The organism is Exiguobacterium sp. NPDC077395, from assembly GCF_050269125.1.
Lineage (GTDB): Bacteria > Bacillota > Bacilli > Exiguobacteriales > Exiguobacteriaceae > Exiguobacterium > Exiguobacterium aestuarii_A.
In genome coordinates, this window is record NZ_JBNNHU010000001.1 from 1,191,857 (window position 1) to 1,208,992 (window position 17,136).

18 protein-coding genes and 1 other RNA gene are annotated in these 17,136 nt (G+C 46.0%); 11 read left to right on the forward strand and 8 right to left on the reverse strand.

The features are described 5' to 3' along the window. Positions 1 to 80: 80 nt before the first annotated feature. Positions 81 to 530: a hypothetical protein gene (locus tag ACQKD4_RS06130; RefSeq protein WP_427372763.1), complete on the forward strand. Its 450-nt coding sequence runs from the start codon at positions 81 to 83 to the stop codon at positions 528 to 530. Here the strand turns inward: ACQKD4_RS06130 and ACQKD4_RS06135 are convergent. The 5 genes from ACQKD4_RS06135 to ACQKD4_RS06155 all read right to left on the reverse strand — a co-directional run bounded on the left by ACQKD4_RS06135 (position 520) and on the right by ACQKD4_RS06155 (position 5,208). Continuing rightward, positions 520 to 1,158 carry an ABC transporter ATP-binding protein gene (locus tag ACQKD4_RS06135; RefSeq protein WP_427372764.1) on the reverse strand — a complete coding sequence of 213 codons (639 nt, stop codon included), beginning with the start codon at positions 1,156 to 1,158 and terminating at the stop codon, positions 520 to 522. The two genes, ACQKD4_RS06130 and ACQKD4_RS06135, sit on opposite strands and share 11 nt — an antisense overlap. Beyond that, positions 1,155 to 2,168: an ABC transporter permease gene (locus tag ACQKD4_RS06140; protein WP_427372765.1), complete on the reverse strand. Its 1,014-nt coding sequence runs from the start codon at positions 2,166 to 2,168 to the stop codon at positions 1,155 to 1,157. Before ACQKD4_RS06140 ends, ACQKD4_RS06135 begins: the two co-directional genes overlap by 4 nt. Before the next feature lie 67 nt (positions 2,169 to 2,235). Continuing rightward, positions 2,236 to 3,582, reverse strand: coding sequence for a sensor histidine kinase (locus ACQKD4_RS06145; protein WP_427372766.1), 1,347 nt, complete (start codon positions 3,580 to 3,582; stop codon positions 2,236 to 2,238). Continuing rightward, positions 3,579 to 4,244 carry a response regulator transcription factor gene (locus tag ACQKD4_RS06150; RefSeq protein ID WP_427372767.1) on the reverse strand — a complete coding sequence of 222 codons (666 nt, stop codon included), beginning with the start codon at positions 4,242 to 4,244 and terminating at the stop codon, positions 3,579 to 3,581. Before ACQKD4_RS06150 ends, ACQKD4_RS06145 begins: the two co-directional genes overlap by 4 nt. A 70-nt stretch (positions 4,245 to 4,314) precedes the next feature. Further along, positions 4,315 to 5,208, reverse strand: coding sequence for a hypothetical protein (locus tag ACQKD4_RS06155; RefSeq protein ID WP_427372768.1), 894 nt, complete (start codon positions 5,206 to 5,208; stop codon positions 4,315 to 4,317). A 169-nt stretch (positions 5,209 to 5,377) separates the two neighbouring features. On the opposite strand from ACQKD4_RS06155, the gene ACQKD4_RS06160 reads away from it, so the two are divergent. Further along, positions 5,378 to 5,785, forward strand: a complete 408-nt coding sequence (locus ACQKD4_RS06160; RefSeq protein ID WP_074034380.1) for a hypothetical protein — start codon at positions 5,378 to 5,380, stop codon at positions 5,783 to 5,785. 94 nt (positions 5,786 to 5,879) lie between these two features. After that, a complete protein-coding gene (locus ACQKD4_RS06165) occupies positions 5,880 to 7,328 on the forward strand; it encodes a S8 family peptidase (RefSeq protein WP_427372769.1) in 1,449 nt (482 codons plus the stop codon). 44 nt (positions 7,329 to 7,372) lie between these two features. Here ACQKD4_RS06165 and ACQKD4_RS06170 read toward each other — a convergent pair whose 3' ends face one another. Then, positions 7,373 to 7,777 carry a hypothetical protein gene (locus tag ACQKD4_RS06170; protein WP_427372770.1) on the reverse strand — a complete coding sequence of 135 codons (405 nt, stop codon included), beginning with the start codon at positions 7,775 to 7,777 and terminating at the stop codon, positions 7,373 to 7,375. Positions 7,778 to 7,897: 120 nt separating this feature from the next. Between ACQKD4_RS06170 and rnpB the strand changes: the two genes are divergently transcribed. From rnpB to ACQKD4_RS06210, 8 genes are all read left to right on the forward strand, one after another. Continuing rightward, positions 7,898 to 8,265: RNase P RNA component class B (gene rnpB / locus ACQKD4_RS06175), an RNA gene on the forward strand. 125 nt (positions 8,266 to 8,390) lie between these two features. Further along, complete coding sequence (locus ACQKD4_RS06180) at positions 8,391 to 9,557, forward strand: THUMP domain-containing class I SAM-dependent RNA methyltransferase (protein ID WP_427372771.1); 1,167 nt, start codon at positions 8,391 to 8,393, stop codon at positions 9,555 to 9,557. Positions 9,558 to 9,674: 117 nt separating this feature from the next. Then, positions 9,675 to 9,857 carry a hypothetical protein gene (locus ACQKD4_RS06185; RefSeq protein WP_074034388.1) on the forward strand — a complete coding sequence of 61 codons (183 nt, stop codon included), beginning with the start codon at positions 9,675 to 9,677 and terminating at the stop codon, positions 9,855 to 9,857. A gap of 44 nt (positions 9,858 to 9,901) precedes the next feature. After that, positions 9,902 to 10,813, forward strand: coding sequence for a Gfo/Idh/MocA family protein (locus ACQKD4_RS06190; protein WP_427372772.1), 912 nt, complete (start codon positions 9,902 to 9,904; stop codon positions 10,811 to 10,813). A 59-nt stretch (positions 10,814 to 10,872) separates the two neighbouring features. Continuing rightward, positions 10,873 to 12,291, forward strand: a complete 1,419-nt coding sequence (locus tag ACQKD4_RS06195) for an alanine/glycine:cation symporter family protein (RefSeq protein WP_274664391.1) — start codon at positions 10,873 to 10,875, stop codon at positions 12,289 to 12,291. Positions 12,292 to 12,393: 102 nt separating this feature from the next. Then, a complete protein-coding gene (locus ACQKD4_RS06200) occupies positions 12,394 to 13,215 on the forward strand; it encodes a YihY/virulence factor BrkB family protein (RefSeq protein WP_214874431.1) in 822 nt (273 codons plus the stop codon). A 79-nt stretch (positions 13,216 to 13,294) separates the two neighbouring features. After that, on the forward strand, positions 13,295 to 13,849 hold the full coding sequence (locus tag ACQKD4_RS06205) for a hypothetical protein (RefSeq protein ID WP_214692517.1): 555 nt from the start codon (positions 13,295 to 13,297) through the stop codon (positions 13,847 to 13,849). Positions 13,850 to 13,864: 15 nt separating this feature from the next. Beyond that, positions 13,865 to 14,170: a hypothetical protein gene (locus ACQKD4_RS06210; RefSeq protein ID WP_083600139.1), complete on the forward strand. Its 306-nt coding sequence runs from the start codon at positions 13,865 to 13,867 to the stop codon at positions 14,168 to 14,170. 50 nt (positions 14,171 to 14,220) lie between these two features. Here the strand turns inward: ACQKD4_RS06210 and putP are convergent, their stop codons facing one another. Both putP and ACQKD4_RS06220 read right to left on the reverse strand, forming a co-directional pair. Next, positions 14,221 to 15,702, reverse strand: coding sequence for a sodium/proline symporter PutP (putP, locus tag ACQKD4_RS06215; protein WP_214782866.1), 1,482 nt, complete (start codon positions 15,700 to 15,702; stop codon positions 14,221 to 14,223). Positions 15,703 to 16,039: 337 nt separating this feature from the next. Further along, a complete protein-coding gene (locus tag ACQKD4_RS06220; protein ID WP_427372773.1) occupies positions 16,040 to 17,011 on the reverse strand; it encodes a D-alanyl-D-alanine carboxypeptidase family protein in 972 nt (323 codons plus the stop codon). Positions 17,012 to 17,136: the final 125 nt, after the last annotated feature.

The window sequence follows — 17,136 nt, forward strand, 5'->3', positions numbered from 1 at the left end:
ACGTAAGTTGTGCTCTTACGTGCCATAACCTCAAAGTTTGTATGACGATACTCTTCTCGCATCACATAAGGATACACGCTATGATCGATAAACAATCTATAAAGGGGATCGGAACAGTGATGGAACGAGCGGATAGCTATCGAATGATTCAATGTGTGTTGAGTAATTCAAATGGAACACTCGAAAGCGGTGTGACCTTTAAATGGACATGTGACGGTGACGAACGAATCGTCGGTCTCGTGTTTGATTTGTTGCTCGATCGTTATTTTCTACACAACAAAACGAGCCTACACACCGAGGTTCAGGAAATCGCAAGGTCGACGGGATGTCGACCAGAAGAGGTCGTCCGTGCGTTTGCCTGTCTCTCGGGTATGCGACTCGAATCAAATCATATTGCGGAGCGGTTCATGACCATTGAAGGTGCCAAAATCTCTCGGCAGGGGGAAATCGGGGTCACCGTACGTTTTGGTGGCTGGCTTACGCATCAGCTTCGTCAAATCTGTCAGCGTAAACCGATGCTCAGCTATTGACCTCGGTCAACGTACCATCGATGACGCGCAGTATACGATCACATACATCGAGCATACGTTCATCGTGCGTGATGACGACGACGCTACGTCCTTCACGATGTGCTTGTTGTGACAGCAACTCCATCACACGCCGTCCGTTCTCGTAATCCAGACTCGCCGTCGGTTCATCCGCCAAAATGAGTTGTGGCGAATTAATCAAGGCTCTAGCGACGGCGACGCGTTGTTTTTCTCCTCCAGAGAGTGTCGTCGGGAGATGATGTAATCGATGTTCTAATCCAAGCTTCACTAGCAGTTGTTTTGCGTCGGCATCCTTATTTTCTTGAATGAGCTCGAGCTGTTCAAGCACTGTCAGATAAGGGATCAGATGTGCTTGCTGAAATACGAACCCGACTTCATGTAATCGGAGAAGCCGTCGCTGTTCTTCATCCAAATCAAACACATCTTGTTCATTCATGGAGAATGTTCCTTGATCTGGTTTTCGGAGCAGACCGAGAATATATAATAACGTACTCTTCCCGCTCCCACTTGGACCGACGATGGCGATACATTCTCCAGGTGACACGTGTAAATGAATATCATTTAGAACGAGTTGTCCATCGAATTGATGAGATATATGCTCTAGTCTCATGATGCTTTCCCTCCTATAATTTCAATCGCGTCGATTTGGCGAAGCTTCCAGAGCGGAAGGAATGCACCAAGAATCGATAAGATGATGAACATGGAACCAAATAGTGAAACGTGACCGATGTCGACGATAAATGGCATCGACGATGGAATCACGGCATCAGCGATATACATCATCCCGATGGACGCCGCGACAGCGGATGATACGATGACGATGACTTGGAAGAGCAATGCCTGTCCGATGATTCGTGGGGAGAGACCGATTGCTTTCAAAATACCGAGTTCCGGTAGCTTTTGTAAGGTGAACAGATAAAAGAATGCGGTCAAAATAAAGGTTCCAATCACCAGTAAGAATGCCCGCATCATCGTAAATGTGCTCTGCTCGGCGCTATAACCGGGAACAGATTCGATGATTTCCTGTTGACTCATCGTGAGTGTATCGGATGCCGTAGCGTTTGCTCCAATCTCGGCAGATACATATGGACGTTGTTCGGAGTAACGTAAATAATCGAACCACGTTTCATTCGTCGTATAGAGGACGGGCCCATGGCTGTATCTTCCAAGGGCCTCACCAGCGATTGTAAAGTCATACGCTGACACGAAGTCGGTCAGCGTATCGCCAATCTTTACGTTCTCCGAAAGGCTCGAATCGAAGACCACTTCACCTTTTCGTAGACCTTCGACTGGTCCAATCTTGGACCCGCTAGGAAGGGCGAAGAGGGTCACCTCTTCTTTCTTTCCATCAATTGTGATCGTGAGCGGGCGGACACTCATCGTTTCAGTTGAAGCATCAGCTGGGACGTCCAAGAAGGAACGCGTCAACTGACCATCTGAATCTTTGTCCAGTCTATACGTTGAAACGTTCAATTCGTGTAAGGCAGAACCGTTGTCATATGCTAGTCCGTCGGCAAGCCCCGTGATCAAGGTCGTTAACATGACGATCATGAGGGTGATCACGAACAGCATCGAAAACTTTCGTTTTTGTCGCCACATTTCTTTCCATCCTAATTGCATAAAAAAACCTCCTTCAAGTTCTATGAAGGAAGTGTAATCGTTCAATATGAACGGAATATGAACGGCATCAAAAATGAAGATGGAACGTCGTCCCGATTCCTTTAGTCGATTCAAGGGTAATCTGTCCACCGTGCAAAGCGATGATGTCTGATGTGATGGCGAGGCCTAACCCGGTTCCTTGAGTCGTTCGTGCGGCATCGCCTCTGAAAAACCGGTCAAATAAATGACATTTCGTCTCCTCATCCATTCCAATTCCTTCATCGATAAAGGAGACACATATCCGAGGATTGACGGTGCATGTGATCCGAATCGTCCCACCATCGTGTGAGGCATGGATAGCATTGACTAATACATTGTTCCACACTTGTGCGAGAAGGACAGGGTCACTTTTCAATTCGACATCAGGCTGGATGTCGGTCATGACGGCAATCCCTTTTTGGTCGAGCAAAAATGCGTTCATCTGTATGACCTCTGAGATAGACTGTAACACGTTCACATCCGACGCAAGGGTCGGTGGATGTTCATCTAGACGCGATAACAATAAGAGTTGTTTGGTCAATTGAGATAAACGTCTTGTTTCTTGTTCGATGACACGTGCATATTCTTTCGATACACCGTCGGTACCTTCAGCCAACTTTTCCGCATAGCCGACGAGTGACGTCAAGGGTGATTGAAACTCATGAGAGACGTTCGAGACGAATCGACGTTGTCGTGCTTCGGTCTGCTTGATTACATTCGTCATCTCTTGGAACTGTCTCGCTAACGTTCCGATTTCATCTTTTCGTTCAATAGGCAGATGTTTCGGCTCTTGCCTCATGGCCACTTCAGTCGTCGCGGCTGTGAGCGTTTTTAAAGGTCGAACGAGCGAACGAGTCGACATCGCAATCAAGCTGAACGCGAGAATGGTTACGAGTCCGAAGAACATGCCAACAAAAAGGTGAAGCTCTCGGATTTGGGCACTCAGGTCAGGTCGAATGAAGACGACATCTCCGTTGTCGAGTGTCCATCCGTACGTATTCGTCAATTCATTATCAAATAGCCCTAAAAGGAACAGGTGAAATGGGAAATCACGCATTCCTTGATAAGGTGTGCCTGCACGGACAGATGAAATCACCTCGTCAGGAATCGATTCATCTCTAAACGAACCACCATAGCGCGATTGTGTATTTGTCGAATCAATCACAACCAATTGGTAACCTGTCGCAGCCAAAAACGAATAAAATGCGTCTTCGTCTGCATCTGTATGTTCTGAGAAATAGGTCGACGCCTGTTTTGCGATTGTCTCGGTCTTCTCACTATAAGAAGGTTGCCACCACGTATAGTAAGCGACATTACTAATCAATAACGAGATGGCTCCAGAAATGAGTAAAATGAAAAACATGGTGAGAATGATTCGAGTATATAATGTCTTCATTTCAATACCTCGAGTGAATACCCGACACCGCGCACTGTCCGAATCGAGAGTGCGGGGTGGTCGAACCTGTGACGGAGTCGTTTGATATGCACATCGACCGTTCGTTCATCTCCTTCGAAATCAAATCCCCATACGAGTTCAATCAACTCTTCGCGACGATATACCCTGCCTGGAAATGAAGCGAGCTGAAACAATAGTTCAAACTCTTTTTTGGGAAGATAGAACAATTGATCGTCGAGTTTCACTTCATATTCGGTTAAATCCAACTGTAGCGGTCCTGCTTGAATACGCGAAGCAGATGAGCGCTTGTATCGCCTTGAAACGGCTTGTAATCGGAATAGTAGTTCTTCTGGGATGAAAGGTTTTGTCATATAGTCATCTGCCCCGTGCTCAAACCCTTGACGTTTATCTTCCCATTCGCCGAGTGCCGTCAATAAGATGACAGGAATATCAAGTTCCGTTTTCAGGCGGCGACAAAATTTCCGACCATCTATACCTGGTAGCATAATGTCGATAATGGCTGCATCAATCGGCTGAGTCATATATAGCTGCTCGCCTGACTTCCCGTCTGTTGCAATGAAAACATCGTGACCTGCATCTTCAAACGTCTCTTTCACAAGACGTAAAATTGAAGGGTCATCTTCCACGATGAGTAAACGCATGTCAATCGTTCCTTTCTATAAAACTTACACGTGAAACGAGGTGACCCATACGGCGTCACCTCGAGTCGAATCAGTTCAATTGTTTCGTCATTTCCTCGTGCAAAGCTCGAAGTGCACGAATGAATGCATCTTTGAAGTACTTGTCTTCTTGTGTCTCTAATGTCTGAATCGCTTTTTGATCACCCGTTGATGCTTTTAAGAGCAGATTCACGACTGTTCCCCAACGCTTGACGTGTTCTGGTCTTGGATGATTAAGGGCGGTTGTCAACGTAAACCAATACGGTTGATCGCGGCGTTGAAGGGTGGCAATCATTTGTTTTGCAAGTAGAGCCTCTTCTTCGGAAGGTAGGGTCGCCGTCGCGAACCATCCTAGTAATGAGCCACTCATCGATTCGAGCTCCTGCTTCATCGACTGTTCCATCGGCAAGCGTCCAAAATCCGTGACGTTGACAAATACCAATCGGTCTTTTGGGTCGATATGAGTGACCCATCCCGTGATTGATTTCATTTTGTCCCGCTCTTTAGACTGTGCTTTACATGTATATCCTTGTTGTTTTCCAATATAAATTCGGAACTGCCCCCGGTCGACATGTTTGTCCACTTTGAACTCAATGTCTTGTCCGACTTGAAACGGTTGATTCCGCTTATTCAGCGTCTGTCCTTTTTTCAACTCAGGTCGTTTTGAAATGTGTCTCAGCGCTTCTTGTTCGGTGCGATCATCCAACGTCCAAAGGTTGTGGGGTGTCACATTTTTGAAACGATGGCGTCGCACATAAATATATTGGTCAAGCGCGTCAATCGCGTCTGCGGCAGGTAGTGTACCATTCAAATAGTCATCAGCGATGTCTCGTAGCGTGAGAGATTCGAGACGATCGATATATCCTGCGTATGGAATCGTCTCGACGACATATAAAGCGGTCGCAATCAATTCACTTTCACGAGGGGTCAACGGTCGTTTGGCCATGGTGCACTTCCTCTCTAGATTCATACGAATAGTATATCAAAAACCAAGCGATCGTTGCGAATTCAACTGAGATTTGGAAAATGATACGGAATGGACAGGATTTCCACATCCCATCACGAATAGTAACGTGTAGAGAATCGGATGAAGGAATGAAAAGTGAGGTGAGGCGATGAAGCTTTCCATCGAACCTGGTGATTATGTTGTCTTGATTGAAATCAATAAAGAAGTATTAAAATGTGTCTCCCTCGAAGAAGCGGATCAGGCAGACCGGATCAGATACGAACTAGTCGGACGGATGAGTGAACGGTTACCAGCTGAAGTCATCGTCCCGTCCATCATCGATTACATTCGCTTTGGAAGTGGATATATCGGGGATCGTATCGTCTGGGATGCGGAAACAGAGTCTTTTTTTTGTCAGCAGTTTGAGACAATCGACGGCTCTCCGCTCGGAGAAGATTTAGAAGGATTTCGTCCTGACTCAAGTCGAGTTGAACTGGCGCGGTATTATACGTATTTGACCATCGGGCGAATTGTCGAATATGAGATGTTACATCCTGATGAACCAAGCTATTGGTAAACTTGTCGACAACTTTTTATTCAAAAAAAGGGAAATCTAATCCAAAGTTTGAGATAATGAAATCACTTTATCAGTTTGGAATGGAGCGGAAGGAATGAAAAAGATTGCCCTTTTGACAGCGATTGCGCTGTTATTGCCTGTAGGTGTGGATGCAGCGAAACCTGTCGTGCTTGAAAAACATGGCTACGTCGTCTCAGAGCCACGAATCACGAATCAATATTATGTACGACAAATCGGGACAGACTTGGCGTGGAGTAAAACGAGAGGTGCCTCGGATATCGTCGTGGCGCTAATCGATTCATCTGCCGACCGTAATCATACAGATTTAAAAAATGTTCCACGCGTCGTGAATTCGATGAAAGGTCCCTATAGCGCAGATACCCATGGGACGCATACTGCCGGCATCATGGCAGGAAAGCATAATCATTTTGGAATTGCCGGGCTCGCCCCGAACGTGCGATATCATTTTTATAATGTTTTCTATGGAAGAAACTCTGAATATACAGACTCATGGACGGTGGCAAAAGCTGTAGATACTGCCGTCGCAAAAGGTGCCACGATTATCAACTTATCACTTGGTGGAGATGACTATGATCGTCGCTTAGCTGCGTCCATCAAACAGGCGAGAGCCAAAGGTGTAATCGTAGTTGCTTCTTCAGGTAACGATGGGATGACTAAAACGTCGTTCCCGGCGAATATGAAAGAAGTGATTGCTGTCGGTGCGATTGACTCTCGTCATCAAGTTGCTGACTTCAGCAACATGGATGCGAGTGTAAAAATCGTTGCTCCTGGTGTGAATATTCTCTCACTCGGGGTGAATAATCGTTTTATTTATATGGATGGTACCTCTATGGCCGCACCGATGGTCACAGCGAGTCTCGCGCTCGTCAAATCAATCAATCCATTTTTAACACCTGACGAGGTGGATGCCCTGATCGCAAAAATGCCACGTTCTCAAGGGAAAACGTATACGGAGTTGAATACATCTAAACTACTTGATGCGACCCCTCGACCATTGACATTAAGTACTGATTCTATTTGGAAGCAACGATATATAACCGATGTGAAACTGAATCTCATGCAGCGTCCGACAATCAAAACGACGTATGGACTGTATATGGGCAGTAAGAAAATTAAAACGTTAAGTCCGAATACAAATTTCACGATGTTTGCATATGGTGATTGGCTACCGAGTGGGCAGTATCGGCTTGTCGCCCAAATGACCGATGGAAAATACAAACGGTCTACGAGTAAGACGATTGATTATATCAATACGGTCAAAACGTCCGTATCGGTTGATGCGGCAGATGCTCAGACGTTCTCCTTACAGACTACTCGTAAAGGGGTCGTCACCGTTCTCGATGCGGAAGGCAACAAAATGTATGAAGCTCTCCATATCGCCGGAACGTTCCCGGTGAGAGGAGATACGACAAAACCGTTGACGGTGATTCTAAAGCCGACAGATGTGCGTGAAAAAGTCGTATCGGCGAGTTATACACCGCCCGCGGTCGAGGAAGAACCGCCAGTTGTCGAATCATTATAAAGAAAAAAGCCGTCTACTCCGAAAGGAGAGACGGCTAATCTAATTTAATCGATGGTGATGGCTTCTCCACACCAACGGATACTCGCTTCTAATACATTTCCTTGGTCGTCAATATGCTCAAAACTGAGTTTACCATCGCGGATGATTTCGCATAATCCGACACGAACCCGATCACTCCAAGCGCGACGCGTTTCAAGGGTTTCGTCGAACACCGGAATCGCGTCAGGGAAACGCTCTTCTAAGTGTGCTAAATTATGATGGTCAAAATGATAAGATCGTTTCGAGAATTCGTTCGGTGCTTTAATATCGAACGGTTCGAACCCTCGGACGAGACGATTATTTCGGTAGAAGGCGAACACGCCGTTGTTCGGGTGGAGCACTTTAATGTCATCGATTTCTATTACATAAGTCAGACGTTGAATCCAACCGTTTTTTGCATCTTGATGCATCAAAATCCCTCCTTATTCAATGAACACGCCTTATTTTAGCGCTGACTGAATGTAAAATCAAGTTTCGAATTTCAGTTGTCAATCGTTGAAATTTCCGCTACAATGGTTGAAGTGACTATGAGGTCTGGACAATCGCGGGACGCAAGTTTTGAGGAAAGTCCATGCTCGCACAGCCTGTGATGGCTGTAGTGATCGTGCTACACGAAAAGATAAGTGTAGGCAACGCAAGTTGACGGCAGAAGAAACACCTAAGTCCTCGGATATGGTGTACGCTTCTTGAAAGTGCCACAGTGACGAAGTCTGATCGGAAACGTTCAGAGTGGAACGAGGTAAACCCCACGAGCGAGAAACCCAAACTATGGTAGGGGAACTTCCGAACCGGAACCGAACGGGACGGAGGGCGCCGATGTGCGCAGATAGATGATTGTCACTCCATCGTGCCAGGGAGACCGCTATGAGCACCGGAGTACAGAACATGGCTTACAGGACAACATAGTCTCAACTGACAACGACAAGGAGTTCAAGCACATATACTTGAGCTCCTTTTTTCATGATTTTTTTACAACTTACAGTATGAATGAAAGATTTTAATGTAGAAAGAAGGCGATTGCAGATGGCAAAACGTAAACTGATTGCGACAGCAGCGATGGGAATCGAGGCACTCGTTGCAAAAGAAGTAAGAGACTTAGGATACACATGTGAAGTCGAGAATGGTCGAGTTTACATTGATGCGGAAATGGAAGACATTCCACGATTAAATATGTGGTTGCGTACGGCAGACCGTGTCAAACTCGTCGTAACGGAGTTCAAGGCGACAACATTCACAGAACTATTCGACGGGGTTGTGGCATTGCCGTGGACAGATCTCATGCCGTGGGACGCTGCGTTCACGGTTGACGGTCGCTCGGTCAAATCGAAACTGTTCTCAATCCGGGACTGTCAAAAGATCACGGAGAAGGCAATCGTCGAAGCGATGCAACGTGGCTACCATAAGGGAGGGGAATGGTTGCCGAAGTCAGGTGCGAAATTCCCGATTGAAGTCGCTTTGTTAAAAGATGTAGCGACAATCACAATCGATACGTCAGGACCGCTTCACCGTCGAGGCTACCGTGAGTTGCATTCACAGGCACCACTTAAAGAAACGATGGCGGCGGCAATGATTCAATTGACGAACTGGCGTCCAGATATGCCATTTTATGATGTCTTCACGGGTTCAGGGACACTCGCAATCGAGGCGGCGATGATCGGACGGAACATCGCGCCGGGTATCAATCGCGAATACTTCGCTCAGGACTGGACATGTATCCCGAAAAAAGCGTGGTATGCAGCCATGAACGAAGCGAACGAGAAAGCGGAGTGGGATAAACCGCTCAAAATCTATGGAATCGACCTCGACCCGCGTATGGTGAAACTTGCGAAAGACAACGCGGAACTCGCCGATGTCCGTGATGCGATCACGTTTGTCCATAGTGATGCGGCCGCATTGAAACCGAAAGAAGAGTACGGCGTCATCATCGGTAACCCGCCTTACGGGGAACGACTTCAGTCAGAAGAAGAAATCATCGACTTGTATGAGCGCATCGGCGCACAATATGCGAAGTATCCTGGATACAGCGTCTACATGCTGACGAGTTATGAGGACTTCGAAAAAGCATACGGTCGCCCAGCGACGAAACGTCGGAAGTTGTACAACGGTAACATCGAAACTCAATATTATCAGTACTTTGGAAAACGTCGTCCACGACCAGATCGTGACGCGTCACCAAAATCGGAGTCATAAACGAATGACCGTTCTAGCGAGCGGTCATTTTTTTGCTTCCGATGAACAAACTCACTTGTTTCATCATTCGATGAACAGGTTATACATAACATATGTATAATTAGAGGGGGACATGTGATGCAAAAGTATACCGTTGAATATCAATTACACGCGAAAGAACAGAACACTCGGACGGTCGAGGTGGAGATGGACCGGGTGCCAGATTTAAATAATCAAGAGGAACTAAATGCGGCTTACCAGATTGTATCCGACGCGATTCGTGAACCGATCACCAGTTTTGAGATTGTATCTATTACGTGAGCCCGAGGCAGTCGCTTCGGGCTTTCTACATATGACATAAAGGAGTGGACCGATTGAATATTTTAGTAGTAGGCATTGGTGACGTGGCAAAAAAAGCATATCTGCCAGTATACGCCGGATTAAAAAACGTGAACGTGTATCTTGTCTCAAGGGATGAAGAGAAGTTACAGGACATCATATCGACCTATCGTTTCGAAGGAGGATATACGGACCTTCAAGACGTACCGATGACAAAAATCGATGCGGTCATGATTCATTCGACGACAGCTGTCCATTACGAGCAAGCCGAATATTGTTTACGGCAAGGGAAGCATGTTTTCATCGACAAGCCGATCACGTTCTCACTTGAAGAGACGGAACGTCTTGTTGCACTTGCGAAAGAGAAGGGTGTTCATCTCGTCACGGGTTTTAATCGCCGATTTGCTACGGCGACAGAGGCGCTTAAACAAGTCGAACAAAAGAACATGATACTTATTCAAAAGAACAGAACGTATAAACCGGCGACACTTCGAGAATTTATCATCGAGGACTTTGTGCACGTCGTCGATACGCTTCGTTATTTGACGGACCTTCACCCTGTCGAACGCTTGTCTGTCACGCCGCGATATGAAGGAGATGTGTTGAAACAGGTGATGATTCATTTTCAGGCGGGTGGGATTGAAGCAATCGGCTGGATGAACCGGGATAACGGATGCACGGAAGAAGTGATGGAAGTCATGTCTCCATCTGTGAAGCGTGTCACGCGGGACGTCGAACGAGTCATAGACTATGGCGTCGATGGGATAAAAGAGTGGCCGCTCGATCCGTGGGAGTCAAATTTAAAGCGTCGGGGCTTTATCGACTTGATTGATGACTTCATCAAACTTTTAAATGGGGAAGCGAACAAGTCAGTCCTAGCTGAGGATAGTTTAGAGACACATCGTCTTTGTGAAGAGATTCTTAAAAACGTGCAATGAACCCACTGTTTCTGTCAGATTCATAGCGGGTAAAAACCCGATAAAAGGAGGCGATTTCGTTGGATATCCGTGAACTCATTATGCAAATCAATGACTATTTATGGTCGTACCTTCTCATCTTCGTCTTGATTGCAGGAGGTCTTTATTTTACGATTCGGATGGGGTTCGTCCAGTTCCGAATGCTACCTGAGATGTTCAAACTACTATTTGTCAAGGGGCTCAAACACGAGAAAGGTCAAGTTTCTTCATTCCAAGCGTTCGCAATCGGGACCGCAGCACGTGTCGGTACAGGGAATATTGCCGGTGTATCGACGGCGATTGCATTAGGTGGTCCTGGGGCCGTGTTCTGGATGTGGCTCATCGCCTTGATCGGAGCGGCCTCGGCATTTGTTGAGAGCACGCTTGCCCAAGTGTATAAAGTGCATGACGGCAAGGCTTGGCGTGGGGGACCGGCCTACTACATCGAACGGGCGCTCGGAGCACGGTGGCTCGGTATCGTGTTTGCAATCTTAATTACGTTTGCGTTCGGTTTTGCCTTCAATTCAGTACAAGCCAACACCATTGCACTCTCCGTGAACAATGTGTTTGAGGTCGACACGGTATGGGTCGGCTTGATTCTGTCAGTCGTCACCGCCATCGTCATCTTCGGGGGGATACGTTCAATTTCAACACTATCGGGAATCATCGTACCAATCATGGCAGGAGGTTATATCTTGCTGGCCATCTGGGTCGTCTTGACGAATCTTGATGTCGTGCCACAAGTCTTCTCGGCCATCTTCTCTGAAGGTGTACTCGGTTTCCAACAATTGTTCGGTGGTGCGGTCGGTGCGGCTGTCCTTCAAGGAATTCGACGTGGGCTCTTCTCGAACGAGGCGGGGATGGGTTCCGCACCGAATGCGGCAGCTACGGCTGAAGTCAGTCACCCTGTCAAACAAGGATTGATCCAATCACTCAGCGTTTTTGTGGACACGTTGTTCATTTGTACAGCGACGGCGATGATCGTCTTGATCTCGGGTGTTGAAGGGTCCGAGTCGTTCCAAGGGATTGAACTTGCGCAAGAGGCACTTCTCGTCGAGATTGGACCGATTGCGACGACGCTCATGACCATCGCCATCTTACTTTTCGCCTTCAGTTCCATTCTGGCGAACTACTATTATGGTGAAACGAATATTGAGTTCATCTCGGAAAAGAAACGCTATCTCATCATCTATCGGATTGCAGTCGTCGGTATGGTCATGTTTGGTTCAGTACGGTCGGCAGGGCTTGTCTGGTCCATCGCTGACATTTTCATGGGACTCATGGCGCTCGTCAACATGTATGCGATCTTCCGCTTGAGTAAAGTCGCGAAGACGTTACTCGATGATTACATGGCCCAGAAGAAAGAAGGGCGAGACCCAGAATTCTTTAAAGAAGGCGTCGATCTTCCCGGAAAAGAACACATCGAGGCGTGGGAAGCGAAAAAAGAAGAAATCAGTTAACCCATATGAGAGTGCTTCCGTTACCGGAAGCCTCTCCTTCATTTTAGCAATAATATTTCAAATACCGTATTCATATTATATTAAAGAAAGTAGAGAATAAAGATGAAACAAGTTTTATCGACAGTCGTCAAGCGTTTTTTTACAGAACGCTTCTTTGACCAAGCTGCCATGTTGGCATATTACTTCATTTTATCCACGTTCCCGTTCTTATTATTCGTATTAGGGATTGTCGGTTTTTTACCATTTACGAGCGGTGATGTGATACAAGCGTTATCCCTCATTATGCCTGAAGCGAGCTATCGGCTGTTAGAAGGGAACATCGAAGCGATTTTCGATAACTCTAAATTGAAATTGGCATCATTCAGTATCTTACCCGCACTTTGGATTTCATCGATTGCTGTGCAGTCGTTGGTCCGGGCATTAAACGATGCTTATCGGGCGGTCCGAAATAAGGCTTTTTGGAGAGGTGTCTTGCAAGACATCGCAATCACATTGGCACTCATGTTTGTACTCCCGTTTTCATTACTCGTACCGGTGATCGAAACCGCGTTACGTGAAGTGTCTTCATATATCTTGTTCATCGATGAGATCGTCACGACCTATGCCCAGATATGGTTTTACTTTAGATGGATTGTAGGGACTGGTTTACTCTTTACCGTATTTATCTTCGTTTATAAGTGGTTACCGAGTGTTTCAGGTACATTCAAGAATAGTTGGGCTGGGGCGGCATTTGCGACTATAGGAATCCTCATCGTTTCAAACGTGTTCAGCTACTATTCCCAGTTTGCGAACTATGAACAGTTCTACGGTCAACTTGGAGCGTTCATCGTCTTGTTGATTTGGTTTTACCTTGCTGCTTCTGTGATTTTGCTAGGAGGACTCTTAAACGCAACATTAATCGAGAGAAAAGAAAAACTTCGTTAGACGTGTAAATGCTAGTTATCATTTAAAAGAATAGGGAATGGTAACGTAAGGTCACATCATCTAAGCGGAGGTGGGAAACATGGATATGCAACGGCTCGTACACAATCGTCGTTTCATCGATCAATCATTGTTTTACCTCGCCTTACATCTGTGGAAATGGATCCTCCTGTTACCTGTCTTGTTCTATTTGGATGTATCGTTTCGCCATTCGCCATTCTCTGAGTTTCTAATTGTGAGTATCATATTGTATCTCATGTTTCGCGTGATACAATATGTCATCGCCAGTCGTGCTTCTTTCATGGAATTGGTTGAGTTTGGCTATTCAGTTTTGTCACTCGTTCTCGTCTTCACATTCTTGATGGAAATTGGAGCTCCACCTATCGCCATCGCGATCGTTGGGGCCGCATACTTGAGTCATCCGATGCTTGCGCTACATCATTATCAAAATTTCTCAGAACGCAAATGGCTCAATAAACAATTTCAATTGTTTAGCCCGATGCTACGCCAAGGAGAAGTACCTGTTCACGTCCTCGTATTGACGGAAGATGAAATTGTGATTACTGTAGAGAGTGGAAAAGAGTTTACGTACCGTCATATTTATTGGGGCGGTTTTTATGTAGAAAATGCTTCCTAAAAGGTGGTTACTCAGTTGTTTAGTGGATTCGACAATATCATTGTCATTTTGTTTTGGATTGCGACATTCATTGCGTTCTTCAAAGGGGCGTATGACATGTGGCGTGAATATCGATCAACGAAGGAAAAGTCGGTTCTGTATTACTTGATTGTCCTGATTATCACGTGGTTCTGGTTCAATCCATATGAGCTAGTCGCACTTCATCCGTTCGTGTTGATGGCGTATTACTGGAATCGGAGCAAATGGATGCGTAATGCGATGCTCGTGTTGGTGCTCGTGCCGTTTGTAATTCGTGTCTGGTTAATCGCAGCATCGATGTAATACAAAAACTCGGTCCCTTCGAAGGGACCGAGTTTTTAAATTGATCTGGATTATTCTTTTTTCGCAGCTGCCAATTCAGCTTCCATTTCACCGAATTCACGGTTGATGCGTTTCTGTTCTTTCTGGCTTGTAAAGTTACTGACAAGTACGATTGCCAACATACTTAAGAAGAAGCCAGGAACCATTTCGTAAAGGACTGTTGAAAGTCCAGTCACGATCCAAAGGATAACCGTGATGGCACCTACAAGAATACCGGCGAGGGCACCTTGGCGTGTCATCTTGCTCCAGTAGAGTGACAACAGGATTGCTGGTCCGAATGCAGAACCGAAACCGGCCCAAGCGTAACCAACAAGTGTCAAGATTGTACTAGATGGGTTGAGTGACATAAGCGTCGCCACAAATCCGACGAGCAAGACACCGATACGTCCAGCACGTACCATTGTTTTTTCACTTGCTTCTTTGTTGAAGAACTTACGATAGAAGTCTTCTGTCAAAGCAGATGAAGTAACGAGCAATTGTGATGATACAGTCGACATGACAGCTGCAAGAATTGCGGCTAACAAGAATCCAGTGATGAACGGGTGGAACAAGACTTCTGAGAATTGAATGAAGACTGTTTCCGGGTCACCGAGTGGATTTCCTTGTCCACGGAAATAAGCGATTCCGACGAAACCTGTCATGACTGCACCGATGATCGATACGGTCATCCAGCTCATTCCGATGCGACGTGCTGTTTTCAATGATTTCACATCACGGATGGCCATAAAGCGAACAATGATGTGTGGCTGACCGAAGTAGCCAAGTCCCCAAGCGAGGAGACCGATAATTCCGAGTGTCGTTGTCCCTTTGAAGAGATCAAACAAGTCGGCATTGATTGTCGTTGCAGAGTTGACAGCAGTGTCTACTCCACCAAGATCCGTCAAAGCAACAAATGGAACGAGCACGAGTGCCAAGAACATGATGACACCTTGTGCGAAGTCTGTCCAACTAACTGCCGTGAACCCACCGAAGAGGGTATACAAAATCACGACACTAATTGTAACGATGACACCTGTCTGATAGTTTAATCCGAATGAGCTTTCAAACAACTTCCCGCCAGAAACGAGTCCGGCTGACGTATAGAACGTAAAGAAGATGATGATGACGGATGCAGATAGGATCCGTAGCCAGTTCGAGTGATCTCGGAACCGATTCTCTAAAAAGTCTGGAATCGTAATCGAATCGTTCGCCATCTCTGTGAAGACGCGAAGTCGTGGAGCAACTAACAAGTAGTTCAAGTAAGCTCCGATGACCAATCCAACGGCTAACCAAATTGCTGATAGTCCAGTTGCGTACATTGCACCCGGTAGTCCCATTAACATCCAACCACTCATATCCGAAGCTCCGGCTGACATGGCTGTAACTCCTGGCCCCATTTTACGGCCACCTAACATATAATCTGATGAATCGGTCGTTCGTTTATACGCAACGTATCCGATAAGAAGCATCATCACGAGATAAAGCGCGATTGATACCCATTCTTGCCATAGCATTGAATTACCTCCTATTAAGTTAAGAAAATCTATTTTATCAAACTCGTTCGCGATTGTGTGAACACATCACACAGTCAATAACAAAAGTTGAAAAGGCGAACTTGTGTCTTACCTTACCGAACGATTTAAATGATTGCAAACTGTCACCTTTTCAGAAAAATGGCTCTAAAGCCCATCATATCAACGGATGAGAGTGAAAATTAGACGTTAAAAAGTTTAAATATTCTGAATATTTGAAATGTTGAAGACTTCTCTCTGTAACATTAATGTAACATTAGACGTCTTTTTTTCTGAAAAAACGAAAAAAGAGCATGGATTTACATGCCCTTTTCTTACATTATTGAAAAGCCTTCTCTTCGACCAGACGCATCGTCGGGAAAGTTTGCCCGGATTTTGCCTGCATTGTGACCAAGATATACGTCTCGTTTTGATGTTTCATGATAAACACCATCGTATAGCCCGACTCGTCGGTATACCCCGTTTTCGTAGCGGTCACATACTTTGAGTAATGGATACTTCTCTCATTGACGGATGAGCCGAGGTGATACCACCAGCGTCGTTTGCCATTTCCGTCTTTGTCATTGAATTCAGCTTTGAATTCATATGTACCGGCAATCTCAACGAGTTCAGGATATGTACTAAATGCGTATGTGATTTTGGCCATATCATTCGCCGTCGTGTAGTGATTTGGATCGGAGTATCCGTGTGCGTTCACAAAATGGGTACCTGTCAATCCAAGAACTTTTGCCCGTTCATTCATCAATTGAACGAATGCTTCGGTCGAACCGCTCGTATACTCTGCCAGACTGTTTGCGGCATCATTCCCTGATTCAAGAAGCGTGGCGTATAACGCCTGGCGTACCGTTAATGTATCGCCAATCTCAAGATGCGCGATGTGGCTGTCCCAAGGGATGTCGAGTGTAGAAGTCTGGATTGAAATGAGCGGCTGGTCGAGTTCGTTTGCCGCCGATGCTTTCTCGTAGGCGAGTAAAGCTGTCATCAGTTTTGTCGTGCTGGCAGGGAAGACGCGGTCGTCAGCATTTTTGTCAATCATGATCTCTTGTTTGTCCACATTTACGAAAGTCATCGCGCCGACTGGAATGTCTTCGTTATGGAGTAACATCGTTTCACTTGGGTGCCAAGTTCCCATCTTGATGTCGGGGAATACGGGACCTTGTTTCATCGGTTCTACTTTTGGCGCCGCAGTTTCAGTGGGTGTCGGTGCTTCTTTATCCTGCTTAAATCCGACCAATGTCGGGATCAGTGCGACGATTCCGAGCAACACTACCGCTGCAACCATTCTTCGCATGATGTACGTTCTTCTTCGGTGTCTCCTTCTACGGGTCAAAACAAGTCCCTCCTTTATCGTTACTCTATAAAGATAATAGAAAACGCATATTTATTGCGCCGATAAAATAAAGAACTAGGTCAATG